This window comes from Pseudolactococcus hodotermopsidis (genome assembly GCF_011170085.1).
Lineage (GTDB): Bacteria > Bacillota > Bacilli > Lactobacillales > Streptococcaceae > Pseudolactococcus > Pseudolactococcus hodotermopsidis.
This window is the reverse complement of record NZ_BLLI01000017.1, coordinates 16,166-32,623: the sequence shown is the minus strand read 5'-3', so window position 1 is coordinate 32,623 and position 16,458 is coordinate 16,166. Positions and strand designations below refer to the sequence as shown.

16 protein-coding genes and 1 tRNA gene are annotated in these 16,458 nt (G+C 39.2%); 11 read left to right on the top strand and 6 right to left on the bottom strand.

All coding sequences use genetic code 11. The features are described 5' to 3' along the window. Positions 1 to 219 precede the first annotated feature (219 nt). From Hs30E_RS04180 to Hs30E_RS04160, 5 genes are all read right to left on the bottom strand, one after another. Positions 220 to 291 (bottom strand) — tRNA-Arg (locus tag Hs30E_RS04180). 39 nt (positions 292 to 330) lie between these two features. Then, a complete protein-coding gene (locus Hs30E_RS04175; RefSeq protein ID WP_172208233.1) occupies positions 331 to 1,425 on the bottom strand; it encodes a DEAD/DEAH box helicase in 1,095 nt (364 codons plus the stop codon). Beyond that, positions 1,406 to 2,401: a Gfo/Idh/MocA family protein gene (locus tag Hs30E_RS04170; protein WP_172208231.1), complete on the bottom strand. Its 996-nt coding sequence runs from the start codon at positions 2,399 to 2,401 to the stop codon at positions 1,406 to 1,408. Before Hs30E_RS04170 ends, Hs30E_RS04175 begins: the two co-directional genes overlap by 20 nt. Before the next feature lie 8 nt (positions 2,402 to 2,409). Further along, positions 2,410 to 3,120, bottom strand: a complete 711-nt coding sequence (locus Hs30E_RS04165; RefSeq protein WP_172208229.1) for an energy-coupling factor transporter transmembrane component T — start codon at positions 3,118 to 3,120, stop codon at positions 2,410 to 2,412. Between the two features lie 4 nt (positions 3,121 to 3,124). Next, the gene (locus Hs30E_RS04160; RefSeq protein ID WP_172208227.1) at positions 3,125 to 4,210 is read right to left on the bottom strand and encodes an ATP-binding cassette domain-containing protein; all 1,086 of its coding nucleotides are present in this window, start codon (positions 4,208 to 4,210) and stop codon (positions 3,125 to 3,127) included. Positions 4,211 to 4,321: 111 nt separating this feature from the next. On the opposite strand from Hs30E_RS04160, the gene Hs30E_RS04155 reads away from it, so the two are divergent. The 4 genes from Hs30E_RS04155 (at position 4,322) to pta (ending at position 6,819) form a co-directional block, all read left to right on the top strand. After that, positions 4,322 to 4,540, top strand: coding sequence for a helix-turn-helix transcriptional regulator (locus Hs30E_RS04155; protein ID WP_172208225.1), 219 nt, complete (start codon positions 4,322 to 4,324; stop codon positions 4,538 to 4,540). Continuing rightward, positions 4,537 to 4,989: a hypothetical protein gene (locus Hs30E_RS04150; RefSeq protein WP_172208223.1), complete on the top strand. Its 453-nt coding sequence runs from the start codon at positions 4,537 to 4,539 to the stop codon at positions 4,987 to 4,989. The genes Hs30E_RS04155 and Hs30E_RS04150 overlap by 4 nt, the downstream gene beginning before the upstream one ends. A gap of 118 nt (positions 4,990 to 5,107) precedes the next feature. Further along, entirely contained in the window at positions 5,108 to 5,752 is a 645-nt protein-coding gene (udk, locus tag Hs30E_RS04145) for a uridine kinase (RefSeq protein ID WP_172208221.1), read from the top strand. Positions 5,753 to 5,835: 83 nt separating this feature from the next. Next, complete coding sequence (gene pta / locus Hs30E_RS04140; protein ID WP_172208219.1) at positions 5,836 to 6,819, top strand: phosphate acetyltransferase; 984 nt, start codon at positions 5,836 to 5,838, stop codon at positions 6,817 to 6,819. 55 nt (positions 6,820 to 6,874) lie between these two features. On the opposite strand, the gene Hs30E_RS04135 is transcribed toward pta, so the two are convergent. After that, positions 6,875 to 7,663 carry a Cof-type HAD-IIB family hydrolase gene (locus Hs30E_RS04135; protein ID WP_172208217.1) on the bottom strand — a complete coding sequence of 263 codons (789 nt, stop codon included), beginning with the start codon at positions 7,661 to 7,663 and terminating at the stop codon, positions 6,875 to 6,877. 39 nt (positions 7,664 to 7,702) lie between these two features. Between Hs30E_RS04135 and Hs30E_RS04130 the strand changes: the two genes are divergently transcribed. The 7 genes from Hs30E_RS04130 (at position 7,703) to Hs30E_RS04100 (ending at position 16,449) form a co-directional block, all read left to right on the top strand. Then, entirely contained in the window at positions 7,703 to 10,237 is a 2,535-nt protein-coding gene (locus Hs30E_RS04130; RefSeq protein ID WP_172208215.1) for a DNA translocase FtsK, read from the top strand. After that, positions 10,224 to 11,225, top strand: a complete 1,002-nt coding sequence (gene holA / locus Hs30E_RS04125) for a DNA polymerase III subunit delta (protein ID WP_172208213.1) — start codon at positions 10,224 to 10,226, stop codon at positions 11,223 to 11,225. The genes Hs30E_RS04130 and holA overlap by 14 nt, the downstream gene beginning before the upstream one ends. Positions 11,226 to 11,287: 62 nt before the next feature. Continuing rightward, on the top strand, positions 11,288 to 12,184 hold the full coding sequence (locus tag Hs30E_RS04120; RefSeq protein WP_172208211.1) for a PLP-dependent transferase: 897 nt from the start codon (positions 11,288 to 11,290) through the stop codon (positions 12,182 to 12,184). 12 nt (positions 12,185 to 12,196) lie between these two features. After that, positions 12,197 to 12,631: a glycerol-3-phosphate cytidylyltransferase gene (gene tagD / locus Hs30E_RS04115; RefSeq protein WP_172208209.1), complete on the top strand. Its 435-nt coding sequence runs from the start codon at positions 12,197 to 12,199 to the stop codon at positions 12,629 to 12,631. After that, complete coding sequence (locus tag Hs30E_RS04110; protein WP_172208208.1) at positions 12,628 to 13,776, top strand: amidohydrolase; 1,149 nt, start codon at positions 12,628 to 12,630, stop codon at positions 13,774 to 13,776. Before tagD ends, Hs30E_RS04110 begins: the two co-directional genes overlap by 4 nt. Further along, positions 13,773 to 14,819 (top strand): glutathione S-transferase family protein, encoded by a 1,047-nt coding sequence (locus tag Hs30E_RS04105; RefSeq protein ID WP_172208207.1) that lies wholly within the window; start codon positions 13,773 to 13,775, stop codon positions 14,817 to 14,819. Before Hs30E_RS04110 ends, Hs30E_RS04105 begins: the two co-directional genes overlap by 4 nt. Positions 14,820 to 14,949: 130 nt before the next feature. Further along, positions 14,950 to 16,449: an ATP-binding cassette domain-containing protein gene (locus Hs30E_RS04100; protein ID WP_172208206.1), complete on the top strand. Its 1,500-nt coding sequence runs from the start codon at positions 14,950 to 14,952 to the stop codon at positions 16,447 to 16,449. The last annotated feature ends 9 nt before the right edge of the window (positions 16,450 to 16,458 follow it).

Genomic DNA, 16,458 nt, shown 5'->3' with positions numbered 1-16,458 from the left:
TACTTACTTAGGATATAATTAAACATGTCTTTCCTTTCTTTTGTGTTGCTTAGTAACTCACATTATAGAAGGAAGGATTTTTTTTTGCAAAAAAATCGTCTGGGAATTTTTCCCACACGATTTATTATAGAGCCTAAAATTAGCAATCCAAGTTATGACTGAATTATACCCCAACACTTTTCCGATAATTGCCAAGTGAGCAATTATCATCATTTTCAATGTCCCCCGCCGGAATCGAACCAGCATCAAACCCTTAGGAGGGGCTCGTAATATCCGTTATACTAGAGGGACAAACTTGGTGGCGAGAATTTATTGCCACCTATTATTATATCATTTTTTTTCAATAAATTGCCCAGCTTTGAGCATTTTTTCAGTCTGTTTATGGTATTTTTTGACGTCTTTTTCGTCAAATGTATTTGTGACAATATTAATGACCGTGCCTTTTTTTCCCATGCGTCCAGTTCGCCCAGTACGGTGCGTATAGCTTTCAATATTGACAGGAATGTCGAAATTGATCACGTAATCTAAGTCGTCAATATCAAGTCCGCGTGCCGCAATATCGGTGGCAAGGAGTAAAGTAATCTGTCCATTTTTAAAACGTTCAATCAATTCTTTGCGAAAACGCCCACTGATGTCGCTAGCAAGTGAATGCGCCGCAATATCTTGATACTGCAATTTCTGCTCAGCATTTCCCAAATCTTCCAAGCGATTGAAAAAAACGAGACCACGCATATCAGGTAGGTGTGCCAGTTGGCGGAGAAAATCAATTTTGCGTCGATTTTCAACCTTGACGAAAAAATGTGCGACTTGTGATTTGTTTTCTGTGATATTGACTTCAACCAAATTTGTTGCAAAATCGCTCATCTTGTCAAAAATATCGTGAGCCGTAGCAGAAACAGCTACAAATTGATAGTCCTTAGGCGTGCGCGTGATAATCGGTTTAACAAAGCGCCATTGGGAGTCCTCAATCAGATTGTCAACTTCGTCTAGCACAATTGTGTTGATTGCTGTCATCTTGAGTTTCTTATCCTTGACCAGCTCAAGCGCACGCCCAGGCGTTGCGACGAGAATTTCAGGCGCTTTTTTGATACGTTCAATTTGGCGTTTGATGCTAGCCCCAGAAATAATCAGATTTGCCGATAAACCAAGCGGTATTGCAAGATTTTTGACAACTTCAAGAATCTGTCCAGCAAGCTCACTATTTGGCGCTAAAATCAGCAGTTGCTGACCATGCCCTTTTTTGATTTTGGGTAATAAGGGAAAAAGATAGGCAAAAGTTTTACCAGTGCCAGTCGGACTGGTCGCAAGAACATTTTTTCCTTGTGAAATGGGGGGAAAACTTTCAGTTTGGACAGCTGTAAAATCTTGTAAGTGCTCTAAACTCTCCGCCCAAACTTTGGGAAGGTTATTTTTGGTCAGCATCATAAATTATTCCTGCTTTCAGGCGCATGGCATAGCTTGTTTCAGCTACGTCGCGCGCGATATTAATCCATTCCTCATAGTGTTCAAAATTCTCACGTGAGTTTGGATTGTCTAAGATAGCCGCAAAATCTTGTGCCTCTTCAAGCATGTTTTGTGGTTGTGATTTCAAGTTTAATGGCGTCTTGTTACCAGATAAATCAGTAAAAAAGGCAAGCGTTGGTGTGCTGATATTATCAATTGTCAAGGTGCCGTCAGTTGTATAAATCTCATTTGGCAAGTAAGAGGTATAGTTGCCACCAGTTTTAATAGCGACTTTAAAAGTTTCGTAAGACAGTACACCAATTCCAGATATATCGACACCAGACTCAAGCATAGTTGCTGTATAATCTGCATAAATTGGCTTACCGAAAAAGGCATGTGCGGCGTATAAGAGGTAGACACCGAGGTCAGCTAAAAGACCGCCACTAAAGGATTTGTTGAACTTATTTGGCAGGTCGCCTTCAAGAAGAGCAGGCATTTTCGATGAGTATTTGGCAAATGTAAAGTCTGCCCCGATAATTGTTTTGTCGCTCAAAAATTCACGAATGATGTCACATGACGGTTCATGAAGATGTTTTGCCGCCTCAAAAAAGAGAACATGTTGCTTGATTGAAAGCTGAACAATTGCTTCAAATTCATCAGGATTTGAGAAAGCGGGTTTCTCCACAATCACATTTTTCCCCGCTAAAATTGCTGTTTTGGCTTGCTCAAAATGCAGAGCGTTAGGGCTTGCGATATAAATCACGTCAAGCTCAGTTTTGACAAATTCTTCCAAATCATTGAAAATGGCAACATGTTCAAAATCTTCTGTAAAAGTAACACCGTTTGCCAAATCTCGTGTGTAAATTGCCGTGAAATCATACTTTTTTGAAAGTAACGCTGCATCAATAAAAGCGCGAGAAATCCAGCCTGTACCAATAACACCAAGTTTTAATGTCATAACATCTCCTATCTAAACGGATTCCAAAGTCGTGAGCCGTTGACGAAAATCAAACCAATGCTGATTAAAACAGTAAGCGCCGCAAATAATATGGCGAGATGATCAAGTTTTCCAAGCTTGCGCGTGATATACCAGGTGCGTTTTGTTTTTTTTCCGAAATGGCGAGCAGCAGCGGTTTTCTTGTGTTTTGCTTGTAGCAAAAATGTGACAAGTTTAAATTTTGAAATCTCAATGTATTGCACAGCAGCAGCATTTTGTAACTTAACGAGATCTGATTTGAGGTTTGAAAAAAAACTCAATTTCTGACTGATTTGATAGGCAATTCGATAGGAAAAACCAACTTGATTCAATGTAGCTGCGACTTCAACAGGCTGACTGGTTAGGAAAAAAATCTGGAAAAAGTTGAGAATGATTACATCTTTTAATAAAATATTTAACAAATACAGCATTTCTTGCAGACTAAATTCATCGATCCAAGTAATACTATAATCATAAAGTTGCGTGCCATAATCGGGATTGAGCACAAAAAGAATTGTCAAATGACTAAAAATTAGCAAGATTAAAATTGGATGATATTTAAGTTTAGAGAGCCGATAAAAAACGAAAGAAATCATTGCAAAAATCGCTAAGAATCGTGTGTCATTTGTGATTAAAGCAGCTATCATTGTCAAGATAAAAACGATAAATTTACTCAAGGGTGTAAGGAGTCGTTTTGTCATGGAATTAGAAAACCTCCTGTCTATCCATTAAATCAATGATTTTAGCATTTTCAGTCAAGGCAATAATGCTGACCCCTTTTTGGTCAAGATAAGCCAAAATCTCAGGGAAATAGGCAAAATCTGGTTGATCAAAAATAACAATCGGCGTTTTTAACATCAATATAGTGGCAATTGTAAATAAGCGTTTTTGGCGGAAAGTCAGCTCGCTTATTTTCTTATTCTTGAGTGTTTCAAGGCCACAAAGCGTTAGTAAATCGTCTGGAATATGATATTCTGAGACACGATTAACAAAAATCATATCCGCAGGATTTGCCATGACATAACCAATTCTTCGAGCGAGTCGCTTCATTTCCATGTTACCAATCGCTTCGTAGTAAAAATACACTTCACCAGAAGTTGTTGGCAAAAAACCAGTCAACATATCAGCAAGTGGGACATCAGATTCAATCGAAAGCGCAACTTTTTCGCCCTCATAGATGACAAAAGACAAATCTTCAATCAAATTATGAACAGAAAGAATCTTCTTGTGAGGATTGATTTTTCGCGTCAACTTGACATTAGGAATTTCAGTTGATTCGTCAGTTAAATGAATTACATGGTCAAATAATCGCTCATCAAAATTACCAGTCACAATCAAAGTACCAGTATAAGCTGTTGTTTCATCGTCAAAATTGTAAGGCAAAAGTAAAGGTTCATCAAGTAATAAAATATCAGTCGGCTGAATCAAAATCTGCGCTAAAGCCAAAATCTGTTTTTGACGTGTCGGAATTTCTCGGACATCTTTAGTCAAAAAATCGGTCAACTCAAATTTTTCAGCTGTTGCTTGTACCATTGCGACCATCTTATCATGAGCGACAGCATCATTTTCCAAATTGAAAGCTAGATTTTCGGCAACCGTACCTGTCACGAAATTATCATCAATATCTTGAAAGAGAAAATCAAACTGATTTTTCGGTAATTTTTCAGCAATTTCAAGCAAAAGTTTCGTTTTACCACAAGCGATTGCCCCTTTTATTAAAAGGCTCTCACCTTCATGAATTTGGCAATGATGGGGTTCTAAGTCTAAAATTTTCTTCATAGTTATATTCATTTTACCAAAAATCGTCAAAAATTGATAGGTACAAGCAAATGTAAACTAAACTTGACAAAAAATCTAGTTTGCTTTACAATAGATTTAGTAAGTAAGAAAGCGATGTTAGCGATGTTAAAGAACAGAGTTCGGGAATTAAGGGCGCGTGATCGCCTCACACAAGACGAGTTGGCAAAAGCCGTTGGTGTGTCAAGGCAGACAATTGTTGCGCTTGAAAAAGAAAGCTATGTGCCATCATTGGTACTGGCGTTACATATTGCCCATCATTTTCAATGTGAGATTGAGGAAATCTTTACATTACTGGCAGATAAACAGGAGGAAGAAGTTTGAAAAAAGTCGTTATTGAAGGTGTGCTTAACAATATTTTATTTGTGCTAGTTGGTTGGTTTCTTATAGCGCCAAATAAGTTTTCTATTTCCGTTTTGCTCATTTCTTATTTCATTGGTTTATTTGTTGTCACGAAGATTGCACGCTCCGAATCAAAAAATTTGCGTGAGGCTATCGCCCAACTTTTCAATGGTATTCAAGCACATAAAGACCTTGATGAACGCGAGCAAATCATCACAAATCGCGCAACGAAAGCAGCTTATCAAGCAGCCATTATTTGCTTGCCATTTTCGGTTGCTATCTTGTTTATCATTCATGGCAACTTTATCGTTCAGGGTTCCATCTATTTACAGCCAGATATTTATTCAGCAGCCATTATCCTGATCACGATGACAATGGTTATTGTCCAAACCAGTTTTATCCTTTCTTGGTGCAAGGGTTATCGGCAATAAACTTAGAAATTTAAACGGAGACCGTCATGGATATGCTCGTTTGTCGTGAATTGTAAAGTTTTCACTTTATTTTCGCCAAATTTGAGAATCTGTCTTGATTTTGCGGTATAATGAACTTATGATGAAAAAAACAATTATTATCGGTGTGACAGGCGGCTCAGCTTCTGGTAAAACGTCAGTAAGTCAGGCAATTCTTAACAAATTTCCAACCGAACGTATTGCCATGATTCAGCACGATTCTTACTATAAAAATCAAAATCATCTTGACTTTTCCGAGAGGCTCAAAACTAACTATGATCATCCGCTTGCTTTTGATACGGATTATCTGATTGCGCAGCTTCAGACCTTGCAAGCAGGACAAGCAGTTGATATTCCCATTTATGACTATACGGCGCATACGCGTAGCAACGAGACTTATCGTCAGAACCCAGTTGATGTGATGATTGTTGAGGGGATTTTGGTGCTAGAGGATAAACGGTTGCGCGACATGATGGCTATTAAGATTTTTGTTGACACTGATGATGATGTTCGGATTATTCGACGAATTAAGCGCGATATTGATGAACGTGGTAGAAGTTTGGATAACGTTATTACCCAATATCTCAGTGCCGTCAAACCCATGTATCATCAATTTATTGAGCCAACCAAACGTTATGCTGATCTGATTATTCCAGAAGGTGTCAGCAATGTGGTGGGACTTGATATTATCATCACAAAAATTTCGTCTATTTTATCTGAAAATGATGAAAAAGATATTGTCTGAACATTCACAATCTTAAACGTTTACAAAGATTGCAAATGGTGCTATAATGTTGTTGAAACTAAAAAATGAATAGGAAAACTACAATGAAAAACGACTTATTTGAAGGTCTCAAAGCTAAAATTGCTGGAAAAAACATGAAAATTGTCTTTCCAGAAGGTGTTGAACCGCGTATTATTGGCGCTGCACACCGTTTGCAAGTGGAAGAGCTGATTACACCGATTCTTTTGGGCAATGTTGATGACATTTCAACTATTTTGCGTGATCGTGGTCTGCAATCATCACTTTTCACGATTATTGACCCTGCTAACTATGATAAGTTTGATGACATGGTTGCGAGTTTTGTTGAACGTCGTGCAGGTAAAGTCACAGAAGAAAAAGCGCGTGATATTTTACTTGATGTCAACTATTTTGGGACAATGCTTGTTTACATGGGCTTGGCAGATGGACTTGTTTCAGGAGCTGTCCACTCAACTGCGGATACTGTACGACCTGCACTTCAAATTATTAAAACGAAGCCAGGTATTTCTCGCACATCTGGCGCTTTCCTTATGGTACGCGCTTATGGTAAAGAAAAATACATTTTCAGCGACTGTGCCATTAATATTGAGCCAGGTTCGCAAGAGTTGGCAGAAATCGCTGTTGATTCAGCTGATACAGCTAAACTGTTTGACATCGACCCACGTGTTGCCATGCTTAGTTTTTCAACAAATGGTTCAGGTGCATCGGACAATGTGACAAAAGTTGCTGATGCAACAAAAATTGCGAAAGAATTACGTCCAGACCTTGATATTGACGGAGAAATGCAATTTGATGCGGCTTTTGTCCCAGAAGTTGGTCGTTTGAAATTCCCAGATTCAAAAGTAGCAGGCAATGCAACAGTGTTTGTCTTTCCAGATTTGCAATCAGGAAATATTGGTTATAAAATAGCCCAACGTCTTGGTGGTTTTGAAGCTATTGGACCAATCTTGCAAGGCTTGAACAAACCAGTTTCAGACTTGTCACGTGGGTCAAATGAAGAAGATGTTTATAAATTATCAATTATCACAGCTGCACAAGCATTGATGTAAAAAGAAAAAGACTTGGTTTTTAAATTTGAAAATCAAGTCTTTTTTAGCATTATTCTTAGAGTAGTCCCCAATGATTAAAGGCTGTTACAATGCCGTGATTTGTATTCTCCGTTGAAATAAAATCTGCGATAGCCTTGAGTTCAGGCACCGCATTTCCCATAGCTGTTGCATGATTAACCGCCTTTAGCAAATGAAAATCATTTGTGCCGTCGCCAAATCCGTAAGTTTCGCCAGTGAAATCAAGCAATTCGACAACTTTTTTGATACCTGTTCCTTTGTTTGTGCCAGCATTGATAATATCAATCGAAAATGGTGTGTTTTTAAAGTAGTTAAACTCAGGCACGCGTTCACGATAATAGTCAACATCCACTTTTTGGTCGGTAAAAACGAGTAACATGTTGACCTCATCAGTCAAATAGCGACTATTATTGACAGTCGGCAGTGGCGCATCGGTGTAACCATAAGCACTTTTGACGAAATCGGTCATCTGAGATACCCAATAGCTTTCCTTATCATAAAACGCTATGGCTTGATTTTTGGCATCTGCGAGAGTTTTCAGCCGCTCAATCGCCTTAACCGCCATTGGTTCGTGATAAATCATCTCGCCCTCAACAACGATAAATTGTCCATTCATGCTAATGGCGCTCGTGATACCAGATTGTGTCATAATCGCCTCAAGTTCAAAATGTCCGCGCCCAGTTGCAATGATCGGCAAGACACCGTTTTGGCGAATCTGTTGTAAAGCCTTGATAACTTCGGTGTCAAGCTGACTTTGGCTGTTTAAAAGTGTGCCGTCCAAATCAAAAAAAGCAAGACTGTGATAAGTGTCATTTATATTTTCCATAGTCATATTATAGCAAATTATGCTATAATTAAGATAGTTATGACTAAAAAGACGACTAAAAAAACAAAAAATAATCGAAAAATCCCTAAAAAATCAGAAGTTCAACGTCAGGCAACATTCAAAGTTCTTGCCTTTATCTTTGTGCCTTTATTTTACCTTTTGGTTCTTGCCAAAATGGGCGCAGTTGGTGTTTTTTTCTATAATGTTATTCGTATTCTTGTCGGTAGTCTTGCCTATCTAGTGCTTTTTATTGTTGCTCTTTTTCTGATTGTGTCAGCTTTCAAAAAAGAATTATTAGTCAGCCTTCAAAAGTATGTGAAAAGTTTTATTTTTTTCTTTTTGGCGGCTATGCTAATTTATCAAACTTATTTTGATAAATTGACAGGAACGGAACACACTTGGAAAATTTTGTTAAAAGAATTGACAAAACTTAGGGTAACTGAGTTTGTTGGCGCAGGTATGTTTGGGCATTTGCTGTATGCTCCTTTGAAATTCCTGATTTCGCCAATCGGTGTTTTTACTGTGGCAGCGATTCTTATCTTTTTAGGTACTTATTTCATTTCTCCTAGCTATTGGCACGATTCATTTGTTGAATTAAAAGACAGTTTTGATGAGTATTCATCAGATCGTAAAATGATACGTGAAGCGAAAAAAATTGAAAAAAACACCAAGAAAGAGGCTAAGAGAGAAGCTAAAAAGTTGAAAAGACTTGAAAAAGTTCAGCGTGCACAGAAAATTATCGAAACTAAAGCAACTGAAGAATTGAATGTGTCGGCACTCCAGTCTAAACGCAAACTGCCGACATTAGAAGAAGGCGATCTTTGTGCCCTGCAACCTGCCGAAACTTTGCCACATGAGGATTTACTTGACGAGGTTTTGATTCAAGATGCGCTGTCTGGTGAGGGGATACCGTTTGATGTTTTGCCTTTCAAGACACCAGAAAACTTTATCCCAATTGTTGATTCCGAAACAGGAGAAATTTTATCTCCCGAAATTGAATCTGAACGACTTGATGAAACGCAAACTGCCGATGATGGTCAGCCGATTTACTTTGAACCAAGTCATGAATTTTCACACTATAACTTGCCAACAGCAGACTTACTTGCACCGACACCACTCAAAAATCAAGCGAACGAACATAAAAATGTGCAAACAAATATCAAGATTCTGGAAGAAACATTCAAAAGTTTCGGTATTCAAGCCACAGTTGAGTCAGCTGTCGTCGGACCATCCGTTTCAAAATATGAAGTCAAGCCAGCCACAGGTGTCAAAGTCAGCCGTATTCTCAATTTGACCGATGATTTAGCGTTGGCACTTGCCGCCAAAGATGTCCGAATCGAAGCACCAATTCCAGGTAAATCGGTTGTTGGTATCGAAATTCCGAACAATGAAGTTGCAATGGTCGGATTCCGTGAAATGTGGGAAAAAGCTAAAACAAACTCAGAAAACTTGCTAGAAGTGCCACTTGGTAAGGCAGTTGATGGCTCAATTAAGAGTTTTGACTTGACTAAAATGCCGCATTTGCTTGTTGCGGGATCAACTGGTTCAGGGAAGTCTGTTGCAGTTAATGGCATTATCACAAGTATCTTGATGAAAGCCTTGCCAAGTCAAGTCAAACTTCTCATGATTGATCCAAAAATGGTTGAGTTAGATGTTTACAACGATATTCCACATCTGTTGATTCCAGTTGTGACCAATCCGCGTAAGGCGGCGCGAGCACTCCAAAAAGTTGTTGATGAGATGGAGAATCGTTATGAGCTATTTCGTCGTGCGGGTTCACGAAATATTGAGGGGTATAATGCTAAAATCGAAGCCTTTAATGCCTTGAACGAGGAAAAAGAACAGACGTTGCCCTTGATTGTTGTCGTTGTTGATGAACTTTCTGACCTGATGATGGTTGCTTCAAAAGAAGTTGAGGATGCGATTATTCGTATTGGGCAAAAAGCACGTGCAGCGGGCATTCACATGATTTTAGCAACGCAACGGCCATCTGTTGATGTCATCAGTGGTTTGATTAAAGCCAATGTCCCAAGTCGTGTCGCTTTTGCTGTCTCATCTGGGACAGATTCGCGGACGATTATTGACAGCATTGGCGCTGAAAAACTGCTTGGTCGTGGTGATATGCTCTTTAAGCCGATTGATGAAAATCATGCCTTGCGCTTGCAAGGCGCTTTCCTGTCGGATGATGATGTGGCAAGTGTGGTCGCCTTTATCAAAAATCAAGCTAGTGCTGACTATGATGAAACATTTGACCCTGGTGAAACTGCTGAAGATGGCGGTCGTCCTTTTGATAATGAGGGTGGTGCTAAAGCGTCTGGTGACCCGCTCTTTGTTGAGGCTAAACAGCTTGTCGTTGAAACTCAGAAAGCCTCTGCTTCAATGTTACAACGGCGCCTGAAAACAGGCTTTAATCGAGCAACTCGCATCATGGAAGAACTTGAGGAAGCGGGCGTTATCGGACCAGCTGTTGGCACAAAACCGCGACAGGTTTTGATGACCTCAGCAGATACTGAAGTGACCGATTTTAATCAGTTAGCCGAGCTTGAAAATGGAGAAAATGATGACAGTATTTGACAATTTATCTCGCATTTCAGCCGAAAATTTACCTCAGTTTACAATTATTTTCGGAGAAAATAAGGCTATTATTTCAGAATTAAAATCGCAGTTATTGAACAAAGTGAATTTTGACTCGTCTGATTTATCACAGGCATATTTTGACTTGAGCGAATCTGACGGCGATCTTGCCTTGGAAGAATTGGAAAGTCTGCCCTTTTTTGGCGATGAAATGCTAGTCGTTTTTGAAAATCTTTGGGATTTGACAACAACGAAAAAATCGGTTTTCAATGACAAACAGCTGACCCGTTTAGAAGATTATCTGGATAATCCCTTAGACTCAACCAAAGCAATTTTCGTCTTTCATGGCAAATTGGATGGCAAACGTCGAATTGTCAAGAAACTTCGCAAAGTTGCTGTTGAACTAGAGGCAAGTGAGTTGAAACCGCAAGAATTGACAAAATATTTTGTTGCCAATTCAGGTTTACAACCCAATATTGTTAATCTGATTATCGAGAAATCGAATGCTAATTTTGCGATTGTCAAGCAAAATATTGACTTGGTCAAAACTTATGCTAATGGTCGTGACATCACACCAAATGATGTGATTGCAGCTGTCCCAAAATCTTTGTCTGATAACATTTTTGATTTAACTGATTTAATTTTAAAGGGAAAGCTTGCTACGGCGCGTGCGCTTGTTTCCGACTTGGTGTTGCAAGGTGAGGATGAGATAAAATTACTTGCGATTTTAACCAATAATTTTCGTTTATATTACCAAATCAAAATTTTACTGAACAAAAATTATGCGGATAAGCAGATAATCGAGTTTTTGAAAATCAATCCTTTTCGCCTGAAATTTTTGCTTGCACCTGCTCGGAAAATGAGTCAAGAATTTTTATCTCAGGCGCTTAATCAGTTGATTGACACAGATTTTAAAATCAAATCTGGTCAAGCTGATAAAAAGTTTTTGCTAGATATAACCTTGATTAAACTTTCTGGTATAAAATAAGCTAAAATCCGTGATATAATAATGGTAAGCCTGTTTTTACTTTACTGTTTTATAATAAAAATATGATAAAACAGCGAACAGGAAAATTGGAAAAATTATTAGCAAAAGTTGAGGGCGCTGCGGTTGTTTATGCTTTTTCAGCTAGTCAAGCAGCAACGCTTAGCTTTATTAGCTTGTTTAAAACTGGCGATAAGATTATGTTTAATCGTAAGCCTGATAAAACAGTTAGCGAGTATTTGAAGCAGGAGCAACTTGAGGTTCAATTAGTTGATGATTTTAATCAATTATCAGAGAATGATTTTGCGACTGTAAAAGGTATTTTTGTTGAAACGCCGTCTTTTCCTTTTTGGCGTGTGACAGATATTCAACGTATTAATGATTTAGCACATAAACACGGTATTTTGGTTGCTGTTGATAATAGTTTTTTAACACCTTATTATCAAAAAACGTTGTCATATGGTTCAGATTTTGTTATTTATTCAGCGATTGCTTATTTGAGTGGTCGTTCGGATATTGTAGCGAGCTTTCTTGCGACTGATAATGTTGTGTTGGCTCAAAAAATTGAGCAGATGCAAAAGACAGCTAAACCTTTGGCACAAGCCGATGAAAATGCGCTGATTGGTGGCATTGAAATGTTGGCTACTAGACTTGATCAACGTGAGGTTAGTACGTTAGTTGTGATTGATTTTCTGCAGGCGCATAAGGCTGTCAAGCGCGTGTATTACGCAGGGAATTATTCGCGAGATGAGGCAGATATTCAAGAAGCACAAGCAACGGGAATTGGTGCACAGCTTTCTTTTGAGTTGGCTGATAACTATGATTTGGCAATTTTTTTGGCAAATTTGACACAGTTTGCACATGCTGAAGTGATAGAAAATCTCGTTCAACTCACGATTGGCATTGAAAATAAAACGGATTTGATAGCGGAATTGGCACAAGCTTTTGAAAAATCAATATAAAAGGTGAAAAAAATGAGAGATAAAGAAAAAATCGTCATGGTAGCGGGGACATTTGATATTGTTCACGAAAGTCATATCTCGATGTTGCGCAATGCAAGAGATTTAGGCGATAAATTAGTTGTTATGCTGTCAACGGATGATTTTAATATCGAAAAAGGAAAAAAAGCCTACCAAGACTACAATACACGCAAGTTCGTATTAGAGGCAATTCGCTATGTTGATCTTGTTGTGCCTGAGCAAACTTGGGAAGATAAGGCGCTTTATATTGATATGCTAGGCGTTGATATTTTTGCAATGGGTGATGACTGGCGTGGCAGATTTGACAATTTAAAATTAAAATTTCCAGATTTGAAAGTCATGTATTTCCCTCGAGGCGTAACGTCAACAACGAAAATCAAGGAAGAAATTGCCCGAGATTACCAAGAAGAAAATAAGGAGCAAGAATGACAATCACATCTGAACATTATGATGAATTGATTAAAATTCGCCATTATATACATGAAAATCCTGAGCTTTCAGGGCAGGAATTTAAAACAACGCAATATCTTAAAGATTATTTGACAGATTTGGGCATTCAAATTTTGGAGACTGGCTTAAAAACTGGTTTGGTTGCGCAAATTGGTTCGGGTCAGCCAGTGATTGCCTTGCGTGCAGATATTGATGCCTTGCCGATTGTTGAAAATACTGGTCTGCCATTTACGTCAAAAAACACAGGTGTTATGCATGCTTGTGGGCATGATTTGCACCAAACCAGTTTGCTTGGTGCAGCAAAAATTCTCAAAAGCCGTGAACATGAGATAGATGGCACGATTAAACTGATTTTTCAGCATGCTGAGGAAAGTCATATCGGTGCTGATGAGGTGCTTGCGACAGGCGTTCTTGCTGATGTTTCCGCCATTATCGGCTATCATAATATGCCGACTTTGCCAGTTGGACAGATTGGCATTCGTGAAAAAGGGATCATGGCAGCAGTTGACCAGTTTTATGTGACGATTAAGGGTGTTGGCTCGCATGCCGCTTATCCGCAAGAGGGCGCTGACAGCATTTTGGCAACTTCTGCGATCATAGCTAGTTTGCAACAAATCGTTGCCCGAAACATCAGTCCACAGCATGCAGTCGTTGTTTCTGTGACACATATGACGGCGGGAAATACGTGGAATGTCTTGCCTGATGAGGCGATTTTTGAAGGGACGATTCGGACTTTTGATAAGGACGACAGGAAACTTGCCAAGAAAAGATTTTATGACATCGTAGAAAATGTTAGCTCAGCCTATGGTGTACATGCAGAGATTGATTGGATACTAGGACCCAATGTGACCTATAATGACCCAGAATTATCTGAATTTCTCTTCAACGAAACACGCAAATGGCATGATGATGTTATGGTGCCAGAACCCTCCAATGCTGGCGAGGACTTTGCGACTTATCAAGAGCAGATACCAGGTGTCTTTGCTTTTATCGGTAGCAACGCTATCGGCAGTCCAGGTCTCCATTTCTCCGACATGACAGTCAAGGACGAGATGCTCCCAGTCGCCGTTGATTACTATGTGAACAATGCGTTCGCACTACTAGAAAGGTTAGCACAAAAATGACAGCAGATAAAACGACACTTCATGATATAGACGGCAATTTTCAGACGGCTCAAGATTTCACGACTCAAAAGTCGGTTGAGGTTGCGGCTAATGGTCGCTTTGTTCGGCAAACCAATGAATTTATCGCCGAATTTGGCGACGGCGCCGATAAGCTAGCAGTTGCGGCTGGAAAATATCGCTTACTTTGGGCGCCAGTCTGTCCGTGGGCGCACCGTAGCGTGATTGTCCGTAAGATTTTGGGACTAGAAGAGGCGATTTCACTTGGTACGGCTGACCCTTTGCGACCACCGCTTGACCATATTGATTGGTCGTTTACGTTGGACGAAGGAGATGTTGACCCTGTTTTAGGCATTAGATATGTTGGTGAAGTTTATGAAAATGCTGACTCAGACTATATCAAAGACGGTAAACGTCCGACTGTTCCAGCCTTGGTTGATATTGCGACCAAAAAAGTTGTGGAAAATGATTATCATAACTTAACTTATTATTTTGAAAAAGAGTGGAAAAAATATCATAAAGCCGGTGCGCCAGATTTGCTACCAGAAGATTTAGAACAGGAGATTCGTGAACTTAACGATATTATCTTTTTGGAGGTCAATAATGGCGTTTATCGTGCGGGTTTTGCGCGCTCTCAAGAGGCTTATGAAAAGGCTTATGACCGACTTTTTGCGCGTTTGGATTGGCTGGAGGAGCGTTTGAGCAAGCGCCGTTATTTGCATGGCAATCGTTTGACGGATTCAGATGTGCGCCTTTATACTACGCTTGCGCGCTTTGATGTGGCTTATTACTCAGCTTTTAACTGCAATCGGAATCGTCTGATTGATTTTCCAAATCTCTGGGCTTATGCGCGTGACCTGTACCAAACCTATGGTTTTGGCGATACAACTGACTTTGAGGCAATTAAAAAACACTATTTTCTATCAACACATATCGATCCCACAGAAGAACATCAGGCTATTTTGCCAAAAGGTCCTGAATTAACCGTGTGGACAAACTGGCATGCGCCACATGGTCGTGATGAGATTGAATTTGAAATCGAATAAAATAACGAGAATACCGTCAGAAGTGCTGTCTTGACGGTATTTTTTTGAAATAAAACTAGATTTTTAAAAGGCTATGTGATATAATGAAATATAAATAAGTGTCCAAATTTAAAATTGCTTAGGAATAATAATGGCTGATTATAGACGAAAAAATCGACATAGCGAGAGGAAAAATAAACGGGAGCGACGTGTTAGTACTGAAGAACAGAGAATTACAGCGACTGTTGAGTCGCAGGCAACGTCACAACCGTTTCCAGTACAAGAAAAAAGCCCACAAGTCACAAATCAAAAAAGTAATGCCAAGTTAAAAGTAAAAGCAAGTCTAATCTCGAAAAAATTTGAACTCTCTCAAAATGAGAAATTCAAAGAGAAATTTAGTATAGGGAAAAAAAAATCAGGAATCAAGGATTTCTGGGCGCTTCGTAATATCAATTTTGAGGTTTATGACGGTGAGGCGATAGGAATTGTTGGCTTGAATGGCTCGGGTAAGTCAACTTTGTTAAATATTCTTGATAAAACCTTGTCTTCAACGACTGGAGAGCTAGAAATTAATGGCGAAGTTTCTTATATTGCTATTAATGCTGGTCTTAAGATTGGCTTGACTGGACGTGATAATATTCGTCTAAAAGGGACGATGATGGGCATGAGCAAAAAAGAAATTGCTGCCAAGATGGCAGAAATTATTGAATTTTCTGAACTTGGTCCATTTATTGATCGACCAGTTAAGGATTATTCTTCTGGGATGCGCTCAAAGCTTGCTTTTGCGATTGCAGTCAATCAGGATCCAGATATTCTCATTATTGATGAGGCTTTGTCGGTCGGAGATTCAACATTTGCAGCAAAATCTGCCAATAAAATGTTTGAATTTCGCGAAAAAGGAAAAACGATTTTTGTCGTTAGCCACAATGCTGGGCAAATTCAAAAATGGACAGATAAAGTTGTCTGGTTACATTACGGTGAAGTCAAAGAATATGGGGCAACAGCTGATGTATTGCCGAGGTATCAAGCTTTTATCAATTGGTTTAATCGCTTGCCCAATGAGCAACAAGAGCAATATAAGATTGAACGCCGACAAGAACAGATGGACTACTCAATAGAAATACTCAGAAAGGAGGTTGTTGATAATGCTTCAACTCCTGAAATAGGTCAGAGATCACTTCGGACGATTGATAAAACGCTTGCAAAAAATAAGTTCAAGACGAGACTATCAATACCGAGTAAAATGATTATGATGCTCTGTATTTTTGCGATGATGTTGGCGATTGTAATGTCAGTAAAAGGTTGGACTTTTGAAGGTTTGATGAAACCAAAAGTTGTCTCTCCAGTAAAAGTGCCAAAGCCAGTTCCCCCCCTTATGGCAAAAGAGTCTTCAGTGGCGGAAAGTGAGTTTGAAACAAGACCTGAAACGAGACCTGAAACTTTTGACTATGTTGTGAAAGAAGGCGAATCAATTGGTGGCATTGCAACAACTTTTGGTCTTTCAATGCAAGAGGTTTTGGCGCTAAATCCTGAACTTGATTTGGAGTTAGCGATAGCGCCAGGCTTCATTGTCAAGCTACCAAAATCACTTGAAAGACAAGCAGTGCCTGTGGAGACGACCACTGAGAGTTTGCCAATAACACCAGAATAATTCTGAAAT